This window comes from Microbacterium sulfonylureivorans (assembly GCF_003999995.1).
In the GTDB taxonomy this organism is placed as follows: Bacteria; Actinomycetota; Actinomycetes; order Actinomycetales; family Microbacteriaceae; genus Microbacterium; species Microbacterium sulfonylureivorans.
In genome coordinates this window covers 1,728,785-1,746,287 of record NZ_RJAD01000001.1, presented here as the reverse complement: position 1 = coordinate 1,746,287, position 17,503 = coordinate 1,728,785, and the positions used below count along the sequence as shown (strand labels likewise).

Annotated in this window: 18 protein-coding genes; 13 read left to right on the top strand and 5 right to left on the bottom strand. The window is 67.7% G+C overall.

What is annotated here, in order from left to right:
• Nucleotides 1-1,605: 1,605 nt before the first annotated feature.
• Genes EER34_RS07725 through EER34_RS07715 form a run of 3 tightly spaced genes read right to left on the bottom strand, consistent with a single transcriptional unit; the run spans nucleotide 1,606 to nucleotide 3,799 of the window.
• Nucleotides 1,606-2,514, bottom strand: a complete 909-nt coding sequence (locus tag EER34_RS07725) for a sugar kinase (protein WP_164743489.1) — start codon at nucleotides 2,512-2,514, stop codon at nucleotides 1,606-1,608.
• On the bottom strand, nucleotides 2,511-3,137 hold the full coding sequence (locus tag EER34_RS07720; protein ID WP_127473912.1) for a bifunctional 4-hydroxy-2-oxoglutarate aldolase/2-dehydro-3-deoxy-phosphogluconate aldolase: 627 nt from the start codon (nucleotides 3,135-3,137) through the stop codon (nucleotides 2,511-2,513). The genes EER34_RS07725 and EER34_RS07720 overlap by 4 nt, the downstream gene beginning before the upstream one ends.
• Complete coding sequence (locus EER34_RS07715; protein WP_127473911.1) at nucleotides 3,137-3,799, bottom strand: RraA family protein; 663 nt, start codon at nucleotides 3,797-3,799, stop codon at nucleotides 3,137-3,139. The genes EER34_RS07720 and EER34_RS07715 overlap by 1 nt, the downstream gene beginning before the upstream one ends.
• 83 nt (nucleotides 3,800-3,882) lie before the next feature.
• Between EER34_RS07715 and EER34_RS07710 the strand changes: the two genes are divergently transcribed.
• Nucleotides 3,883-4,602: a FadR/GntR family transcriptional regulator gene (locus tag EER34_RS07710; protein ID WP_127473910.1), complete on the top strand. Its 720-nt coding sequence runs from the start codon at nucleotides 3,883-3,885 to the stop codon at nucleotides 4,600-4,602.
• A 703-nt stretch (nucleotides 4,603-5,305) separates the two neighbouring features.
• On the opposite strand, the gene EER34_RS07705 is transcribed toward EER34_RS07710, so the two are convergent.
• Nucleotides 5,306-5,626, bottom strand: a complete 321-nt coding sequence (locus EER34_RS07705) for a helix-turn-helix domain-containing protein (RefSeq protein ID WP_127473909.1) — start codon at nucleotides 5,624-5,626, stop codon at nucleotides 5,306-5,308.
• A gap of 414 nt (nucleotides 5,627-6,040) precedes the next feature.
• Here EER34_RS07705 and EER34_RS07700 point away from each other — a divergent pair, with 414 nt between their 5' ends.
• The 11 genes from EER34_RS07700 to EER34_RS07650 all read left to right on the top strand — a co-directional run bounded on the left by EER34_RS07700 (nucleotide 6,041) and on the right by EER34_RS07650 (nucleotide 16,745).
• Nucleotides 6,041-6,748 (top strand): hypothetical protein, encoded by a 708-nt coding sequence (locus tag EER34_RS07700; RefSeq protein ID WP_127473908.1) that lies wholly within the window; start codon nucleotides 6,041-6,043, stop codon nucleotides 6,746-6,748.
• Between the two features lie 70 nt (nucleotides 6,749-6,818).
• On the top strand, nucleotides 6,819-7,364 hold the full coding sequence (locus EER34_RS07695) for a M23 family metallopeptidase (RefSeq protein ID WP_164743488.1): 546 nt from the start codon (nucleotides 6,819-6,821) through the stop codon (nucleotides 7,362-7,364).
• A gap of 18 nt (nucleotides 7,365-7,382) precedes the next feature.
• Nucleotides 7,383-7,682, top strand: coding sequence for a hypothetical protein (locus EER34_RS07690; RefSeq protein WP_127473906.1), 300 nt, complete (start codon nucleotides 7,383-7,385; stop codon nucleotides 7,680-7,682).
• Entirely contained in the window at nucleotides 7,682-9,166 is a 1,485-nt protein-coding gene (locus EER34_RS07685) for a hypothetical protein (RefSeq protein ID WP_127473905.1), read from the top strand. Before EER34_RS07690 ends, EER34_RS07685 begins: the two co-directional genes overlap by 1 nt.
• A complete protein-coding gene (locus tag EER34_RS07680; protein ID WP_338067936.1) occupies nucleotides 9,163-10,656 on the top strand; it encodes an SCO6880 family protein in 1,494 nt (497 codons plus the stop codon). The genes EER34_RS07685 and EER34_RS07680 overlap by 4 nt, the downstream gene beginning before the upstream one ends.
• Nucleotides 10,656-12,248 carry a hypothetical protein gene (locus tag EER34_RS07675; RefSeq protein ID WP_127473903.1) on the top strand — a complete coding sequence of 531 codons (1,593 nt, stop codon included), beginning with the start codon at nucleotides 10,656-10,658 and terminating at the stop codon, nucleotides 12,246-12,248. Before EER34_RS07680 ends, EER34_RS07675 begins: the two co-directional genes overlap by 1 nt.
• Nucleotides 12,245-13,549, top strand: coding sequence for a ParA family protein (locus EER34_RS07670; protein WP_127473902.1), 1,305 nt, complete (start codon nucleotides 12,245-12,247; stop codon nucleotides 13,547-13,549). The genes EER34_RS07675 and EER34_RS07670 overlap by 4 nt, the downstream gene beginning before the upstream one ends.
• A gap of 16 nt (nucleotides 13,550-13,565) precedes the next feature.
• Nucleotides 13,566-15,401, top strand: a complete 1,836-nt coding sequence (locus tag EER34_RS07665; protein WP_127473901.1) for a type IV secretory system conjugative DNA transfer family protein — start codon at nucleotides 13,566-13,568, stop codon at nucleotides 15,399-15,401.
• Nucleotides 15,398-15,790 carry a hypothetical protein gene (locus tag EER34_RS07660; protein ID WP_127473900.1) on the top strand — a complete coding sequence of 131 codons (393 nt, stop codon included), beginning with the start codon at nucleotides 15,398-15,400 and terminating at the stop codon, nucleotides 15,788-15,790. Before EER34_RS07665 ends, EER34_RS07660 begins: the two co-directional genes overlap by 4 nt.
• Nucleotides 15,787-16,302 carry a hypothetical protein gene (locus EER34_RS07655; RefSeq protein WP_127473899.1) on the top strand — a complete coding sequence of 172 codons (516 nt, stop codon included), beginning with the start codon at nucleotides 15,787-15,789 and terminating at the stop codon, nucleotides 16,300-16,302. Before EER34_RS07660 ends, EER34_RS07655 begins: the two co-directional genes overlap by 4 nt.
• Complete coding sequence (locus EER34_RS07650) at nucleotides 16,299-16,745, top strand: single-stranded DNA-binding protein (protein ID WP_164743487.1); 447 nt, start codon at nucleotides 16,299-16,301, stop codon at nucleotides 16,743-16,745. The genes EER34_RS07655 and EER34_RS07650 overlap by 4 nt, the downstream gene beginning before the upstream one ends.
• 66 nt (nucleotides 16,746-16,811) lie before the next feature.
• On the opposite strand, the gene EER34_RS07645 is transcribed toward EER34_RS07650, so the two are convergent.
• Nucleotides 16,812-17,126 (bottom strand): hypothetical protein, encoded by a 315-nt coding sequence (locus tag EER34_RS07645; protein ID WP_127473897.1) that lies wholly within the window; start codon nucleotides 17,124-17,126, stop codon nucleotides 16,812-16,814.
• A gap of 67 nt (nucleotides 17,127-17,193) precedes the next feature.
• Between EER34_RS07645 and EER34_RS07640 the strand changes: the two genes are divergently transcribed.
• Nucleotides 17,194-17,454 (top strand): hypothetical protein, encoded by a 261-nt coding sequence (locus EER34_RS07640; RefSeq protein ID WP_127473896.1) that lies wholly within the window; start codon nucleotides 17,194-17,196, stop codon nucleotides 17,452-17,454.
• The last annotated feature ends 49 nt before the right edge of the window (nucleotides 17,455-17,503 follow it).

Below are 17,503 nucleotides of genomic sequence, written 5' to 3'. Positions count from 1 at the left end.
GCGGCCGATGCCGAATCGGATGCCGCGCAACTCGACGACGCCCGTGTTGCCGACCAGCTTCGCCCGGGGACCCTCCGAGGGCCCCGGGAGCGGTGCGCGCGGGCGACAGGGTCGGGGCGGTTCGGTCCTCGATGTGGCCTCCCGGGCGGCCCGCGGAGAGACCCGGCCCGGACGTGTTCGGTGGGGTCGCTCGGTGTTGTAGATGAGGTCGAAGTGGTCGACCTGGGTTTGCAGCTGGTCCAACGTCGCGGCGAGGGGCTGCATGTCGAGGTGGTGGAACAAACTCTTCGTTCTTGCCCTCTGGTCGGTTTCGTGGGGCTTTCCCGTGATGGCTCCGACGCCGAGCGAGCGCAGGTAGGCAACCAGCTGTCCGAGCACTCCGCGTCGGGACGGGTTCAGTGCGGCGCCGTTGTCGGAGAGCAGCGGTTGCGGGCCGCCGTGCGTGGCGATGCCCTTCCTTCTCCACGACGATCGCGACTTAGGACGTCTCCCCCACGCGAGGTGAGACGCGATGGCGAGGGGGAGTGGTCGTCGATGAGTTGGAAGATCACGCACTTGCGGCCGCCGGTGAGGACACACTCCCTCGCATCGAGCTGCCAGCACGCATTCGGTGCGGGATAGACGAATCGCCTGTAGGAGGAGTGTGGTTTCTTCCGCGGCTCAGTCTTCGCGACGCCGGCGTCACGGAAGATCCGAGACAGCGACGCGGTCGACGGCACCGGCTCCATCCCGAGCGCCCGCATCCTCTCGTGAACACTGATCGGGCCATGATCGAGCCCGGACAGTTCCAGAGCGGCACCGACGGCGACCGCCTGAGGGGCGATGTCGTCGGCAAGCTTGCCCGGGCTGTGATTCGGGCGTCTCGACCGTAGCTGCAACGCCCCGATGGCCCCTCCGATGCGGCGCGTCTTCAGATCGCGTAGAACGTCTCATGAGAGATGCCGCGCTCTCGACATAACGTTGTCACCGCTCCACGCGGAGCGTCCGCTGGCCACTGCGTGATCGCGAGGCGGACGCGGGGATCGATGGCTCAACCCACTCATCCCTCGCACGTCGAGGCAGAAGTGACAGGACCAAACCGATCCGAAGCGTCAGAGATCCATGGATGCGCGAACGTCAGGGATGTCCTGACAGATCACAGGCGAGACCCTTGGCGCGGCTGACCTGCGGGGTGACGGTGAGCTTCGCCTCCTGGATTGCTGGAGGACTGCTGGACGAACAGGTGACGGTGCTGTGACTCAATGAGCGCAGGGCCAGAGTCACCACCGGCCCGTATCGGCACATCGACCGGAAGCGGATCCCTCACCGAGGACCGTTCATTACCCGTCAGATTAATGGGTGATAGAGGGATGGACGACACCCGAACTCGCGCGGCGCACCAGATCCGCTCGCGTCTGAGGTCGTTTCCATCGTCGGGCGGCGGGTGAGTCTGACGGTGACGGGAGAAGACAGAGGTGCCCCGTCGGCGTAGGGGACCGCCGACGGGGCCTTGTGGTGTTCGTCCCCCCGGGTCGAACACCACGTCGTCCCCCCGCGCAGACGCTGGGGAGACGGTCACGCCCCTGGGGAAGGCGTGACATCTTGGGGTCGAAGCGCTCCGACGGGTCAGGCATCGACTGGCCGCCCTGGAGAAACTGGTTCGACCGCGTGATCGCGAGGACTTCGAAGCGCGCGGGCGGCGCTGGCGTGTCCGGCTGCGAGCCGATCCGCCTGCCCGTGGCCCGCCAGGTGCGCCGTGATCCATCCGGCAGCGAACGCGTCGCCGGCGCCCGTGGGTTCGATCACGTCGACTTTCGTCGCTGGAACTCGGATCACCTGCTCGCGGTGAAACTCGATCGCCTCACGATCCGCGTCCTTGACAACGAGTCTGTCCGGTTCGGGAAGAAGCTCTCGTGCCTGTTCGGCCGTACGGACACCCCACAGGGATGCGGCTTCGTCACGTCCGACGAACACGACATCGCTGCATGCTGCCAGATGACGAAGTTCCCGATCGGCGCCTTCGGCAGCGATCGCAGGACGGAAGTTGACGTCGAAGGACATCAGGGCCGAGAAGAACGGACGGTCTTCGAGGAGGTGGCGAGCCGACAGTCGTCCGGGCTCGGAAGCCTGAGCGGCGATTCCACTCGTGTGCACGACTCTCGCGGCAACAGTGCGCGCTAAGCGGTCGACGTCGGCTGGACCGAATCCTGCGGCAGCGGACTCCCGCCGGTAGTAACGAGCACGCCCACCGTCTCGAGGCTTCATGTAGATGCCGGTTTGCCGGTCTTGGATTACACGTACGTGGCGTGTCCCCACACCGTGAGCGGACAGGTGGGCCACGACCCGCTCCCCGAACGGGTCTGCCCCAACGAGGCCCGCCCACTCGACGTTCAGGCCCGCCTGGGCAAGCGCGATCGCGACGTTCACCTCCGCGCCGCCCACACTGGCGTCGAACTCGTTCGCGGCAGAGAGTGTCGGGGCGTCGATGGGCGAGAATGCGATCAGCGCCTCGCCGATGCAGAGACAGTCGATCACGATCGCTGCCTCCCCTGCAGGATGGAGAGTGCGCGTTGCGCGCGCGTCGTGACGGCATCGAGGGCCGGAGTCCCCGCATCGGTGAGCCAGGAACCCCCGACGGCGAACACCTGCTCGAGAAGCGCGTAATCGCCGAGCCGATCCGCGTTCACTCCCCCCGTGGGCATGAACCGGGTGGAGGGAAATGCCGCGGCGAGGGCTGCGAGTGCGCGCGGGCCACCCAGCTGCTCGGCCGGGAAGAACTTCACTTCCCGGTATCCGGCTTTACTCGCGAGCATGAGGTCGCTTGCTGTGGCGACACCTGGTACGTAAGGGATGCCGAGCTGACTGATCTCCCTCGCGAGCTCGGCGTCGAACCCTGGACTCACCAGGAACGCGGCTCCGGCATCGCGCGCTCGACGCGCGGTCTGCCCGTCCAGCACGGTGCCCGCACCGACACTGATGCCCGGGATCTGTCCGACCGCCTCCAGCACGCGCCACGCGTCCGGGTGACGGAGGAGCACTTCGATGTATCGGATGCCCCCGGCCGCTAGAGCCTCAGCGGTCTGCCGGGCTACATGGAGCTCGATTGCGCCGAACGTCGGCACGATCTCCCGGTCTTCCCCGAAGGCATGCGGTGCCATTAGAGCACTCCGTACCGTGCGAGCGCGTCCGAGCTCGACATACCGCCATCGATGGCCCGGCGGGTGATGCTCTCGCCGGCGACCTTCTCGGCTGCGAGTTCCAGCACCTCGTCCTCGATCGCTCGCGGAACGACGACGACTCCGTCGATGTCTCCCACGATGAGGTCGCCGGGGTGCACTTCCACACCGTCGATCTCGAGGCTGACCCGATAGTCGACCACGGTGGCGCGGACCCCGGCGTCCTGGGCGAACGAGCCACGGCTGAAGACGGGCCAGTCCTGCTCAAGCACCCGCCGCGTGTCTCGATGGAAGCCGTCGATGACGGCTCCGGCCGCCCCTCGCCCCCTGGCGGTCGCGGTAAGGATCTCGCCCCACGCGGAGCACTCGAGCCGCGCGCTTCTTGCGAGATAGATCTCCCCCGGCTGGAGCGCATCCAATGCCTCTGTGAGGCGACCGAACGGCTGCTCCTGGACACCGAACACGTCGGCAATCAAAACGGGCATCGCCCGCCCGACGAGCAACATGGCAGGTTCGATGGGGCGAATTCCCGCACTGAGGAACTGGTGCTGACGGCCCAGCACATCCAGAATGTCGCCGATGACCGGGGTGTAAAGCTCGTCGCGTACGAACCGGAATCGGTCGACGTCGTTCGTGGGGATCATGAAAACTCCTTCTCCCTATATGCTTATACTATAAGCTGCGGAGTAGCAAGATTTGCCTATGCTGGAAGCCATCGACAACAGAAATGAGCACCGTGGCGAGTCCGTTGCAGCGCACATCGTTGGCCAGCATGGCGGCGGACGAGTTGATCCGCCTGATCGAAGAGCGCGGATACCGCGAGAACGACGCCCTTCCCTCCACGGCTGAACTCGAGTCGACGCTCCAGGTAAGTCGAACGGTCGTTCGGGAAGCCATCGCTGAATTGGCGGGCCAAGGGCTGCTACGCCGTCAGCAGGGCCGAGAGACCGTGGTCAGCCTCCCCGACGCCAGCCAGCTCGAGCGGCTCCTCCGCCTCCGCTTCGCCGTCCAGGGCGCCGACTTTCCGGCGTTGCAGGACTTCCGTCAGATCATCGAGGTCGGCGCAGCACGCATCGCCGCCGAGCGCGCGACCGACGAGGACATCGCCGCACTGCAGGACAAGCTCGAGAAGCTGCGTTCAGCCAACGGCGATGAAGCTCTCCACACGGCCGACCAGGCCTTTCATCGAGAGGTCGCGCGGATCTCCGGCAATGACCTCACCCTCCTCACGATCGACGGGATCACGCCGCTCCTGCATCAACTCAGACTCCGCGCCTGGGCGGGCTGGACCGAGGCCGGCCAGACCGTTGACCCGATCATTGAAGCTCATGCGGCGATCTTGGCGAAGATCCGCGAGCGGGACCCCGAGGGCGCCGCCGAAGCGATGCGATCGCATCTGCACCAGGCCTACGAGGGGCTGCGGCACTCCGCCACCGCGCAGGATTAGCGAAAGAACGAACCGGGGAACGCGAAGATCGATCGGGCAGCCGTCGCTCTTCCATGCGGGCCAGCAGCAACTGCCACTCCGACACACCGATCGGCGCCCCCCAGCCCGCGCCGAAGGCAGGCACCAGCGACGAGTCGCATTGCAGGATCGGGATGGCCTGGGGCCTGCTGCCTCGATCTCGCAGACGACGTCTCCCACCCAAGCGGGATCGCGACACACGATCGCGTGGTAGGTGATCAGGCCCGAGCGTCGTCGTCGGGATGTCCCGCACCGCACGCACCCCGACGACGATGTCGTGCATGAAACGCTCGATGGTGACGCATCGATAGTCGTCCCAGCATTCAGGCTCGACCTCCGCGCGGGATGCTCGAAACCCAGGCATCTGTTTGGGGGCACCAAGCGCGAGCGATCACGTTTCCGAGCGGCCGCGACGATGCATCGTGAGGTCCGGATGTGGTCGCGCATGAGAGCGGCGAACAGGTCGTCCTCTCCGGCTGATCGCATCGACGAGAACCCATCTCGGCACTCATGTGAGTGCCGAGATGGAACGGGCTCCCTCTCCATGCAGCTGCGAGGACCCAGGGTCTAGTGACGCTGTCATGGCTGAGGTTTGTCGGACCGACCGGGGTGACGGATGCGACCGCTGGCGTAGCCAACGGGTTTACGCGATCTGGCGTGTCCTCGCCCGCACCACCCCTGCCGACTAGATCTCGCCGATCTCCTGCCCGAGACGCAGGTACAGTTCCGTCACGCGGATGTCGTTGACGCGGTACACCGGCCACTCACCCCGCTTGCGGGTCGCCCTTGGCGGGTCGGCGAGCAGAAGCCCGGCTTCCTCCAGTTCACCGAGGTACTGCGGCACGGTGCTGCTTGTTTCCAGGTTGAGCGCTTTTGCGATCGCCTTTCGGCCCGCGTTGGGATCCTGTCGGAGGTAGCGGATGATGGCAGCCTTGGTGCGATTGCCGAAGACGGCGATGGCCCGCTCCGCACCGTCGCTGTCGGCTGGTCGGGCGTAGTTAGGCACGGGTCCATTCTCCCGCGGGGCCCGAGTGGCCGTCTATAGAGGTAAACGCTTTAGTCGTTCACAAATCGAGTGTACGGGTGTACCGTACACTTATGCGAGCGCGGACGACTGATCGAGGGGCGAGGTTCAGCCTCCCCACCGTCGCCGTTGTCCCCCAAAATCTCTACAGACAACCCCGGCAATTGGCGAGTATTGTTCGCGGGATAGGCGATGGCGCTCCCCCCGTGGCCACCGCTGATTCGTCGCGCGAGCCGTTCTTTTCTCCAAAAGAATACCTTTTCGATTGCGACGCGGCGTGCATAGGATGCCGCAACGGAGTCCTTGGCGCGGAAGGCTTGCCTCGCACATCGACGCCGTCCTGGTCAGTCAGGAAGGTCAATGATGATGGCGACTGAGCGTCTCGCCGGACGCGGCTTGCTGTGGGCGATCGTCGGAGGGCTTGTTCTCCTAGTGGGAGTCGTCGCGATCGTCATCGCGGTGATCACGAGCCAGCAGGCATCGCCTAACCCGACGACCGGCGGCCTGCCGGGCACGCCCTCTCCCAGTGTTTCTGAATCCCCGCCGGTCGACGATCCCGTGGTCGATGCGACCGTCGAGGAGAACGGATGGGTCGCGGAGCCCGTCACCACGGACCCGGATGCGTACATCCGTGCGGCTCTCGCCGCGGCGAGCTCCTTCGACACCACGCAAGCGACGCGTGACGAGTGGCTCACTTACCTCGACTCATGGTTTACCCCAGACACCCGCTACGCCTCGGAGGCCGATCAGCGGGCCGAGTTGGCCGCCGCTCAGCTCGAGTTGCGGCAGGGAGTGGTGCTTCCGGAGGCGGAGTGGGATTCGCTCGCCAGTGAGGACGGCCGCGTGCTCGCCGACGTCGCCGGCAATGTCGAGCTCGTCCCGGTACCGGATGACGAGTCCAGTGATATGGCGATTGGCACGGCGGATGTGGTGCTGAGGTTTACGCGTGAGGACGATGCGGGGGCGGAGTCGTCCTACGACGAGACGGTGCGGGTGAGCGTGCAGGTGCTCTGCGGGGCCAGGTCGGTCCCGACACCGGACTCGGGGCAGCAGGCTGGGGACTGCAAGGTGGTCCGGTACTTCACGGAGCCGATGGAGCCCTGACATGGGAGCCCCGGTCGCCGCCGTCACCGCCCTCGCCCAGTCGAGGACGCTGCGGAAGGTTCTGATCGGAATGGTGATCCTGATGCTGACGGTATCAGCGTTCCTCCTCACCCCGCTGTTTGCGATCCCCTTCGCGACGCTCGGATCGGCCGTTGCCGCCGCGGCGCCGGAGCGGGGCACGATGCCCGCCGTCAGCGGCGAATGGGGCTACCCACTGGCGGGCGACTACTTGAAGGGACGCGGGTTCGGCTATAACCCGGTGGTCGGCTGCAGCTACTGCTCGACCGACCATCAGGGGTACGACATGGCGCAGGGATGCGGCAGCACCGTCTTCGCCGCCGGTCCCGGACGGGTCATCACGGCCGGCGCGTACCAGGGTTACGGAAACGCGGTCCGTATCGATCACGGCGATGGGCTGGTCACCCTCTACGGGCACATGCAGTGGGATTCGCTGCGCGCCGCGGTTGGGGACTCGGTGACCGCGGGCACGCCGCTGGGGGCGGAGGGCAACACCGGCAAGTCGTTCGGCTGCCACCTGCACTTCGAAGTCATCTCCAACGGCATCTCGGTCGACCCGCAGCCGTTCATGGCGTCCCGCGGCCTCCCCCTCATCTGACCCCAGCAAAGGAGCACCATGTCCCCCCTGACCGCAGTCCTCACCGATGTCGACATCCCCGAGGTCGAACCCGACTTCTCCGCCCCGTTCTTCCAAGGCTTCCAAGTCGTCGTGTCCTACATCCTGGCCGGAGCAATGCTCGTCGTGCTGGTGATGCTGATCATCGCCGGCGCCGCGCTCGCCTTCCGAGGCCTGGCACCGGACCGGGTCCGTAGCTGGGCGGGCGACAACATCCTGTGGATCTTCATCGCCGCCGCGATCCTCGGCGCCGTCAGCGGCATCTTCGCCTGGTTCGTCAACTTCGACTTCGGCTTCTGATGAACCCCTTGCGCACCCTCTTGATCGGCCTCGCGCTCGGCGCCGGGCTCGCCCTCGGTGCGCTCACTCCCGCCGCCGCCACTACGCCCGGCGCCGCCGCTCCCGCCGGTGCCAATATCGAGGCCGCCGTCACCGGGGAACCGTGGTCAGCCCCCGCATACCCGGTCGACTGCCGCGAAGCCGCCGGCCAAGTGACATGCACCCCCACCAACGCGGCAGACGTCAAGGCACAAACCTGCTATCTCGGCGTCCTGTTCGCGGGGGCCCGAACGACCGTCTGTACGACATTCGAGCAGCACCGGAGTGCAATCCAGTCGGCTGGAGGCAAGCCGGCGCTGGTGGAGTACGGGTGCAGCGTCGGGGATGTCGTCTGCGTAACGTTCGAGAACGCCGGGCGCGGGATGGCGGTATCGGCGACGGCGATGATGTTCGCGGTCGCCTCCAACATGCGGTTCGACACCGGATCGCTGCTGTGGGCCGCTGCCGCGACGGAGTGGTCGTTCTGGCAGTGGGCGGTGCTGATCATCACGTTGGGGGCGATGATCTGGGCGATCGCTGCCGCCGTGGTCTCTGGCGACCGGTCCGAGGTTTTCGGCGCGGTGCTGCGATCGTTCATCGCGATCCCCGCGGTGCCCATCACACTGTGGCTGACCGGGCACCTGCTGAACGCGGTGGACGAGATGACCTGGTACATCATGAACCGCGACGGCCCCGATGCACTGTTCGCCACCTTGCAGGGCGTGATGTGGGCCGGTGGGCAGGCGAACTACTTCTTCGCGTTCGTCATCCACGGCCTTTTGATGCTCGGGCTGCTGCTGCTGATGCTGGTGTTCACGTTCCGCAATATCGTCCTCGCCGCCCTGATCGCGGTCGGCCCTGTCGCTTGGATGCTGTTCCCGATCCGCGCGGTCGGCCCGCAATGGGTGGTCCGCTACGTTTCCGCCGTGGTGGTGCTGCTGTTGACCGGGCCGCTCACGATCGGGTTCGTCACCCTGATCATCAACGGGCTTGCTACGGTGTCGACGATCTGGGATCCGCAAGCCTGGCCGCTACTGGCGGGGCTGGTGCTGGTGGCGTTCGCGCCGTTCGCGATCTTCGGGCTGTTCAGCTTCGTCGGCGCGGTCGCCGCCGACAGCGTCGGCTCCCGACTGGGCAGCCACGCCGGCGCGATGGGTGCCAGCGCCGCCCGCAAGACCGTCGGAATCCCCAGCCGGCTCGGCAGCACCCCCGCCGGCATCAGTGCAGGCTCCCGCAAACCCGGCACAGGCGCCACGGTCTCCGGCAGCTCGGCCGGTGCTCGCCCGTCAACCGCGAGGGGCGCGTCAGGCCCCGCAACCCGCGGCACCTCGACCGCGACAGCCACCTCAACCACGACCCGTTCGGCGACCGCACACAGCCCGACCGGTTCACCTGGTGCATCGGCGGCACCGCCGCCGCCGACCTCCACGCCTGCCGCGCCTCGAGGAGAAAGGACGACGTCATGACCTCGACTTCGGATCTGTCCCGGCCGGTCAGGTTGCCGCGCCGCTCCCGGCAAGGAGTGGTGATGGGGATGGACGGCTGGCAGCTCACGTTCGTCGCCGCCGCCGGCACCGTGGTGCTGATCTGCATCAACCGGTTCGGTCCCCCCGGGCTCCTCTACGGCGCCCCCCTCTACCTGCTCCTCGGCGGGACGGCACTGACCAGCATCCACGGGGTATCCTCGCCGCGGATGGCGGGACTGTGGCTCATGAAGCAGACCCGCCACGCCCTGGGTGCCACCACGCAGACATACCGGCCGGAGCGGCGTGAGCTGGCGGGGACGTTGAACATGCCGGGCACTCGGGCGTCGATCCAGTTCTGGGATGTGGACGGGGTGGCGTGTGTGTACAACCCGCACGACCGGACCGTGTCGGTGACCGCGGAGCTCGAGGTGCAGGGGTTTCTGATGCACGACACCCCCGACCGGTACGACCTCGCCCAGCAGTGGGCGCAGGTCCTCGCCTCCTTTACCCAACGGCCCGGCATCAAACGCGTCACCCTGCAAGAGCGCACCCTGCCCACGACCATTCGTGCCGCCCGGGACCACTACGACACCGTCCGCCGCCGTCGCGACCTCGAGGCCACCTCGCCCGCCGCGACCAACTATGAGGAGGTGATGAACGGGTCGGAGCGGTTCGCGGTCTCGCACCGCAATTACCTCACCTTCACCCTCGACCTGCTCGCCCTCGGCGCGCAGTTGAAGTCGCTCGGTGGCGGCAAGGACGCCATCCAGTCCCTTGCCTACATCGAGGCGGGGAATCTGTCGGACGCGCTGCGCGCAGCCAAGGTCAAAGTCCGCAAATGGCTCTCCCCACGAGATGTCGCCGCGCTGGCCCGGGTGGCGTTCGACCCGGAGTTCGCGTCCACCGTGCAGAACCGTGACGACACCCACGCCGGGGTGGATCCGATTGCGCTCGGCCCGATGTACCTCGAGGAACCCAAGGGTCACAACGGGATCGTGCACACCGACTCGGGAGTGCACACCACGATGTGGGTGCATGAGTGGCCGCGGTCGGATGCGCCGGTCGGGTTCGTGTCGCCGATCGTGTTCGCCCGCCACCCCCACACCGGGGAGGCGGTCACCCACATCTTCTCCCTGGTGCTCACCCCGGTGCCGGTGTCGAAGGCGCTGAAGCGGATCCGGGATGAGAAGAAGGTGTGGCGGGGCAACGAGAAGCTGCGTGCCAAGCGGGGCACCGACGGGTCGGCCGCCGATCTGGCGGACTGGGACGCGTTGGAGAAGCAGGAGCAGGAGATCGTCGCCGGGCACGGTGAGTTCCGGTACGGCGCCTACCTCACCATCACCGCCCCCGACGAGGAACGCCTGGACCAGGCCGTCGCGGGGATGCGCAACGCGCTGTCCCGGGCAGGGATGGAGGCGCAGGTGCTGTACTGCCAGCAAGCCGAAGCGCTCATGGTGAATGCGCTGCCGGTCGGTTTGGGGATGAAGTGATGGCCCGCCGCGCCTACGTCTTCCACCCCGGCGACCGCTCCCGCAAAGAGCGCCGCGACCTCACGCGCACCGCCGCGCGCAGCATCCGCGACGACCAGCCCGCCGCCTCCACCCGCAAGGAGCGGGGACTGCCGGAACCGGCGGTGTCCGGTCCGTTCGGGCCGGGCGTGACCGACGGCGGGTACTGGAATCTTGCCGGGGCGTGGATCCCGGCGCATCAGGCGACGTCGCAGCACATCGCCGGGATCTACCCGTTCGTCGCCGACGCCGGCCTCGGCCACCGTGGCCCGATCGTCGGAGTCGACCTCAACGCGGACGCACTTTGGCACTTCTCCCCGTGGGAGAGCTACGTCGACAACACCGAACGCGGCACGTTCTCCACCAACATCCTGGTGCTCGGCGCCTACCGTGCCGGCAAGTCCGCCGCCGTGAAGACCCTCGTCACCCGCTCCCTCGCCTTCGGCCACCAAGCCGTCGTCCCATCTGACGCGAAGGGCGAATGGGTGGTCGTCGCTGACGCCATCCCCGGCGGCACCGTCATCACCCTCGGCGGCGGCACCCCCGCCCGCCTCAACCCCCTCGACCGCGGCCCCCGCCGCACCGACGCCACCGACGAGCAACACGAGCAAATGGTCCAGCAACGCCGCATCGCCACCCTCATCGCCCTCGTCGAGCTCGCCCTCGGCGGAGTGCGGCTGACCGCGGTCGAGCACGCCTGCATCCACGACGCCCTCGAACGGTGCATCGCCGACACCCACGACCACCCCACCCTCCGCGGCGTCTACGACCAACTCGGGCTGATGGTCGCCGACCCCTCCGGCGACTTCCGCGTCTCCGAAGGCGCCGTACAACCCCGGTTCGTGCTCCGCCGATTCGTCGACGGCGACCTCTCCGGCCTGTTCGAAGATGAATCCACTGTGACCTTCGACGCAGCTGCCCCGATCGTGGTCGTCGACACCAGCGAGTTGTTCGCCCGCGGTGACCTGGTCGCCCAGCTCACCCAGGTGTGCACCACCGCCTGGATCCAGGCCGTCGTGTCGGACCGGTCCGCGCACCGCACCCGTTACGTCATCCGCGAAGAAGGCTGGCGGGACATGACCTCGCTGGCGGCGCTGCAGATGTACCAGCAATGGCTGAAACTGTCCCGCCACTACGGGATCAGCAACATCGTCATCCTGCACAAGATGGGCGACCTCGACGCCGTCGGCGACGCCGACTCCCAGGAACGCAACCTCGCCTACTCGATCGTCGGCGACATCGAGAACAAGTTCATCTTCCGCACCAACCACCAAGAACAACACAGCCTCCAGCAACGCCTCAACATGCCCGCCCCGCACGTGGACATGGCGAGACAGCTGCGCAAGGGCGAGTTCCTCGCCTACGTCGGCCAGTACTCCTACCTGGTGGACTGCTTCGCCACCTCCACCGAGTGGGAATACGACCTGTTCAAGACCGACGACGCCGTCCGTGCACCCGACCACGACGACACCCACCCCGCCCTGCTGTCCCCGACCGACCTCGACGACCTCTGGCCAGGCACCGACCGGGACGATCTGGACGGCTGGTTGACCCCCGCGAAGGAGCTTCAATGAGCACCGCCACCCACCCCCGCGCCTATGCGACCGTCACCGGCCCCACCGCCACCTTCATCACCCCCGACGGACACACCGAACCCCTCACCGCGACCGGGAACGACGACATCCGCCTCACCATCGTCCGCCGCGCCGCCGAAGAAGCACGCCGCACCGGCACCCCCGTCGAGCTCGTCACCGCCGGCGACCGCGGCGAACACCACCTCCTCGTCACCACCACCGGAGAAATCACCCCCGTCCCCGACACCGCACCGTCGCTCGAACCGGACCAGCCCGATCCCGAGTCGGCTGAGGCTGATGCCTCGCTCACCTTGCATCTTGGAGAGGAGGTGAGGGAACCGGCGCAGGAGCAGCAGTCCGCCGCGCAGGCCCCTGCTCCTGAGCCGCCCACCCGCGCTTCCTTCATCACTCACACCACCGACTCCGCCCGCCCCGTCACCGGGTGGCGGGGTGCGCTCAGCAGTCTCGGCATCACGGTGAAGCCGTCTCCGGCGGAGCTGGCTCGCCGGGATCGGGAGGCGGTGGTGTCACGGCATTGGGCGGGATGCCGCACCATCGCCGTCGTCAACGGCAAAGGCGGCGTCGGAAAGACCATGACCACCGCCATGCTCGCCGCCGTCTACGCCCGATACGGCGGCGGCAACGTCCTCGCCTGGGACAACAACGACACCCGCGGCACCCTCGGCTGGCGTACCGAACAAGGCCTCTACGACACCACAGTCCGCGATCTTCTCCCCGCCGCCCCCACCCTGCTGGACCCGGCCGCGTCGGTGTCGGACATCACCCGGTACGTGCACCACCAGTGCGTCGACCGGTACGACGTGCTGCGCTCCAACCCGGAACTGCTCGCCACCGATCAGCGCATAGCTGAGGCCGAGTTCGACCTGCTGATGCAGGTCGCCGCCCGCTACTACCGGCTGGTGATCTTCGACTCCGGCAACGACGAATCCGCGCAGCGGTGGCTGCGGATGATCGACTCGTCCTATCAGCTCGTCATCCCCACCCTCGCCGCCCCCGAACCAGCCGAATCCGCCGCCCTGCTGTTGGACGCTCTGCGGCAGCGTGACGAACGCTCCGCCGCCCTCGCCGCCCACGCGGTCGTGGTCGTCACACAATCCGAACCCGCCCGCCGTGCCGACCTGGACCGGGTCGTCGACGGCTTCGCCCCGCACGTCCGGGCGGTCGCCACCATCCCGTTCGACCCTGCCCTGAAGTCCGGGCCACTGCGCTTCGAGGCGTTGCGCCCGGCCACGCGGGACGCTTGGGTGGCCGTGGCCGCCCACGCCGCCGAGAAGTTGTGAGCTGTGGAGGTGTGTGATGGGTGACCGACTGCTCAGCCGCGTCCTCGCTGGCGCGATCGCGATCCTCATCGTGCTCGGCTTCGCCTCCGCCGTCATCGCCGAAGCCATCACCCAACTGATCTGCGGCACCCGCCCCGAACCCACCGGGGTGCTCTCCGGGCTGAGCCTCGCACTCACCGGCAATCCCGCCACGTACACCGCCCCCGCGGGATGCGCGCTGCCGGTGTGGCAGATCCGCGTCGCCGACCTCCTCCTTCTGCTTGCGGTCGCCGCCATCGCGATTGGCGTGGTGGTGGCGTATCAGCGGCACCGGCAGTCCGACCGGTCCTTCATCACCGACCTCCGCCTCCGCCCCGGCTTCGCCCCCACAGCAGAGGTCAAAGCCCACCTCTCCGCCAAAGCCGTACTGCGCCGCGCCGGCCAGCTGCGCCCCGACCTGGCCCGCCCGACGGCGACCGATGTCGGGTGGCGGGTGGGCCGGTCGCGGGGCATGGACGTGTTCGTCTCCATCGAAGACTCCGTCGCCCTCGAAGGACCACCGCGCTCCGGCAAGGGATACCGGGTGCTGATCTCCGCCATCCTGGACTGGTCCGGGCCGCTGATCACCACCTCCACCACCAACGACAACCTCACCGCCACCCTGCGGATGCGGCAGAACCGCGGCACCGTGCACGTGTTCGACCCGCAAGGCCTCTCCGGAATCCGCAACCCGATCCGCATCAGCCCCCTCGCCGGCTGCACCGACCCGCTCGTGGCGATGCAACGCGGCACCGCCATCATCACCGGCACCGCCCTCGGATCCTCCACCACCAACGGCGAATGGGCCCAAGCCTCCGGCGTCGTCCTCGGCCGGCTCCTGCACGCCGCCGCCGTCGGCGGCCGCACCATCGAGGACATTTACGACTGGGGCTCCAGCCCCGCCCTCGCCCGCACCGCCGTCGACGTACTCCGCAGCGACGGTGCCCCCGGTTGGGGCGACAACCTCGAAGCGACCATCAGCGGAGACGAGAAACTGGTCTCCTCCATCTGGTTCGGCGTGCAAGGAGCCGTCGCCCCGCTCGCGGTGCCACAGATCCGCGACACGTTGATGCCGCGCCCCGGCGATCCGGTGTTCGACCCTCGCGAGTTCCTCGACGCCGCCAACACCTTGTACCTGCTCGGGTCCTCGTCGGGGGCGTCGGCGATGGGCGGGTTCCTCGGCGCACTCCTGGACGACATCGTCGAAGTCGCCCGCACCACCGCCCTCGCCTCCCCCGGCGCCCGGCTCAGCCACCCGCTCGGGCTCATCCTCGATGAGATCGCCAACATGTTCCGGTGGGCAGCGCTCCCGCGCACCATGGCCGACGGTGGCGGCCGCGGCATCTGCACCTTCGTCGTCCTCCAAGCCCTCTCCCAAGCAGAGACGTCCTGGTCCAAAGCTGAGGCCGACACCATCTGGGCCGCCGCCACCGCCAAAGTCCTCCTGGGCGGCGCCTCCCACGTCGACCACCTCCGCGACGTCGAAGCACTCCTCGGCACCCGCGACACCCACCGCACCCAACGCTCCTGGTCCACCCAGAACGAAGGCCACACCACCAGCGAACAGTTCGAACGCCGCCCGCTGATGTCCGTCGACGAGATCCGCCGCATGCCCCCCACCGTCGGGCTGCTCGCCTACCGCAACCGCCGCGGCGTCCTGCTGGACCTCGCCGGATGGGACGAACGCCGCGACGCCGCCGCTATCCGCACCGGCAAACGTCACACCGAAGCCGAACAGCACGCCGTCTTCACCACCACCCGACGCACACCAGCCGAGCAGGAGCCAGAGCCCGTACCCGTCGACTCGGCCGCAGAGGAAGGGGAGGAGTCATGAGCAACCGGCGCAAGACCGGGCTGAAGTCGCTGTACCGGCGGGAGTTCCTCCGCTCCCCGGCCTGGTTCGCCCGCCGGGACCGGTGGTTCACCGAACAGACCCGCCGCGGTATTCCGCTGGCCTGCGCCGGCTGCGACCGGCCCGCGAGCAAGGCTGAGCTCGAGTTGCACCACCTCGACTACCGCGGCGTCACCCTCACTGCGGGCCTCTGGCGGGCTGCCGAACCGCACGGCGATCTCATCCCGCTGCACGCCTACTGCCACGAGCTGCTGCACAGGCTCATCGACCGCGACCCGGTGCTTGCCCGGCACCGCACCCGCCGCGACGCATCCCAGCACGCGCTCGAGCACCTCCGCACCCGCCTGGCCAGCCGGGAGGAGTCGGCATGAGCGACGATCCGGAAGAGTTCGACGGGCTCCTGGCCGCTGAGCTCGCCGCCTACGACCCTGGGGACAGGCACGGGTCCTCCGAGCCGATCGGCGCGAAGACGTTCAATTGGCGCACGTTGACTCGAGAGGAGGCCGCCGAGAAGTGGGAGGCGCTGCGGGCGTGGGTGGAGTGGTTCACGGTCCGCTACAACATCCCGGTCAGCGTCATCCCCGCCTGCTGGTGGAAGCACGGCACCCTCGTCGAAGAACTCTCCGCCCTCCACATCGCCCACGACGTGGCATTCGACACCAGCGACACCGGCTTTGGACCCGTCAGCTGGCACGAACGCCTCGCCATCGCCCTGCCGCGCCTGTCCCGCGCGTACGGCGGCGGCTGCAACACCGGACATAAACCCACCAAGCCCCGCTCCTGGTCCGATGTGACCGACGAAGCGGAATGGGACGCGTGGACCACCCAGGCCCACGCCCACCGAGATACCGAGGGTGTCTCCCAACGGAAGGAAGAAGGATGACCACCAGAATTCCCGTCACCATCGAGGGCAACCTCACCGGCGACCCCGAACACGGCGCCGGTGAATCCGGCAACGAATACGCCCGGTTCAGTGTCGCCGTCAACGACCGCCGGCTCAACGAGACCACCGGCCGGTGGGAAGACGCCGGCACCGTGTTTCACCGGGTCGTGGTCTTCAACCAGCAGGCGCGGAACGTCGCCGAGTCGCTCCGCAAGGGCGACGCGGTCCTCGTCGCCGGCGACCTCCGGTTCGGTACCTACACCGACAAGGACTCCGGGCAGACCCGCGAGACCCGCGACATCGTCGCGGACAACGTGGCGGCCTCCCTGAAGTTCACCGGCGTCGCGCTGGATCGATCCCCAAAAGCTAACGGCCCCGCAGCAGACGCTACGGGGCCGGTAGCAGCACCGGCCTCGTACGCCGGTACTGGGGTTGTCCGCTAACCCAACGCAATCAGGAGCGGGCGGGAGTCATCGTACTCCCGCCCGCTTCCTCAATTCCAGCAGCTTTCAGTTCTCGCTCTCTGGCTCGATCGCTCCCGACCACACCCAGCACCGATGCTCCGTCCCCGCCACCCGGAACCGGATCGCGACCGCCCGCGCCGTCCACATGCACGCCTCCGCCTCCACCCGCACCGGCACCCGCCCGAACCGCACCCACACCAACACCACCCTGGGTTTCGGATCCGTCGTCACCGGCAGAACATCCAGCTGCAGCTCCGTGCTCGTCAGGGTCTGCAAGGGTCCACTCGCGGCCGCACGCTGCAGGATCCGATCGCTCATCCGCTGATCGACCTGCTCCGCGTACCGCTTGTTCGTCCCCACCCCAGCCGCCCCCTCCCGGCCGAGCACAGACTACCAATATTCGAAGCTATGTTCTATTGTCGTGGACATGGCGACGACGAACATCGAGCACGAAGCGACCCTATGGATGATCAACGACATCCCCACTCGCATGTTCTACGCCGGCCACCGCTGGCGCGTCACTGACACCCCCACACGGCTCCGCGAATCCATCTGGACGGCCTCACCCGAGCGGCCATCCAGTCTCTGCGGGTGGAGATTCCAAGCCACCAACGGGATCGGCGAAGCGCTCGTCTTCGACGTCTTCCGTCGCGAGAACGACTGGCACGTCCACAACGCCTACGACTGACCCCGGGCGGCGTTGTGCTCTGTGATGCTCCGTCGCCCGTGCTCGGCGT

Coding starts and splice junctions, on each gene's coding strand:
- EER34_RS07650 (WP_164743487.1), top strand. CDS start 16,299: ATGACCACCAGAATTCCCGTCACCATCGAGGGCAACCTCACCGGCGAC.
- EER34_RS07665 (WP_127473901.1), top strand. CDS start 13,566: ATGGGTGACCGACTGCTCAGCCGCGTCCTCGCTGGCGCGATCGCGATC.
- EER34_RS07660 (WP_127473900.1), top strand. CDS start 15,398: ATGAGCAACCGGCGCAAGACCGGGCTGAAGTCGCTGTACCGGCGGGAG.
- EER34_RS07720 (WP_127473912.1), bottom strand. CDS start 3,137: ATGGCACCGCATGCCTTCGGGGAAGACCGGGAGATCGTGCCGACGTTC.
- EER34_RS07690 (WP_127473906.1), top strand. CDS start 7,383: ATGTCCCCCCTGACCGCAGTCCTCACCGATGTCGACATCCCCGAGGTC.
- EER34_RS07715 (WP_127473911.1), bottom strand. CDS start 3,799: ATGATCCCCACGAACGACGTCGACCGATTCCGGTTCGTACGCGACGAG.
- EER34_RS07655 (WP_127473899.1), top strand. CDS start 15,787: ATGAGCGACGATCCGGAAGAGTTCGACGGGCTCCTGGCCGCTGAGCTC.
- EER34_RS07710 (WP_127473910.1), top strand. CDS start 3,883: ATGAGCACCGTGGCGAGTCCGTTGCAGCGCACATCGTTGGCCAGCATG.
- EER34_RS07640 (WP_127473896.1), top strand. CDS start 17,194: ATGGCGACGACGAACATCGAGCACGAAGCGACCCTATGGATGATCAAC.
- EER34_RS07670 (WP_127473902.1), top strand. CDS start 12,245: ATGAGCACCGCCACCCACCCCCGCGCCTATGCGACCGTCACCGGCCCC.
- EER34_RS07680 (WP_338067936.1), top strand. CDS start 9,163: ATGACCTCGACTTCGGATCTGTCCCGGCCGGTCAGGTTGCCGCGCCGC.
- EER34_RS07675 (WP_127473903.1), top strand. CDS start 10,656: ATGGCCCGCCGCGCCTACGTCTTCCACCCCGGCGACCGCTCCCGCAAA.
- EER34_RS07695 (WP_164743488.1), top strand. CDS start 6,819: ATGGTGATCCTGATGCTGACGGTATCAGCGTTCCTCCTCACCCCGCTG.
- EER34_RS07685 (WP_127473905.1), top strand. CDS start 7,682: ATGAACCCCTTGCGCACCCTCTTGATCGGCCTCGCGCTCGGCGCCGGG.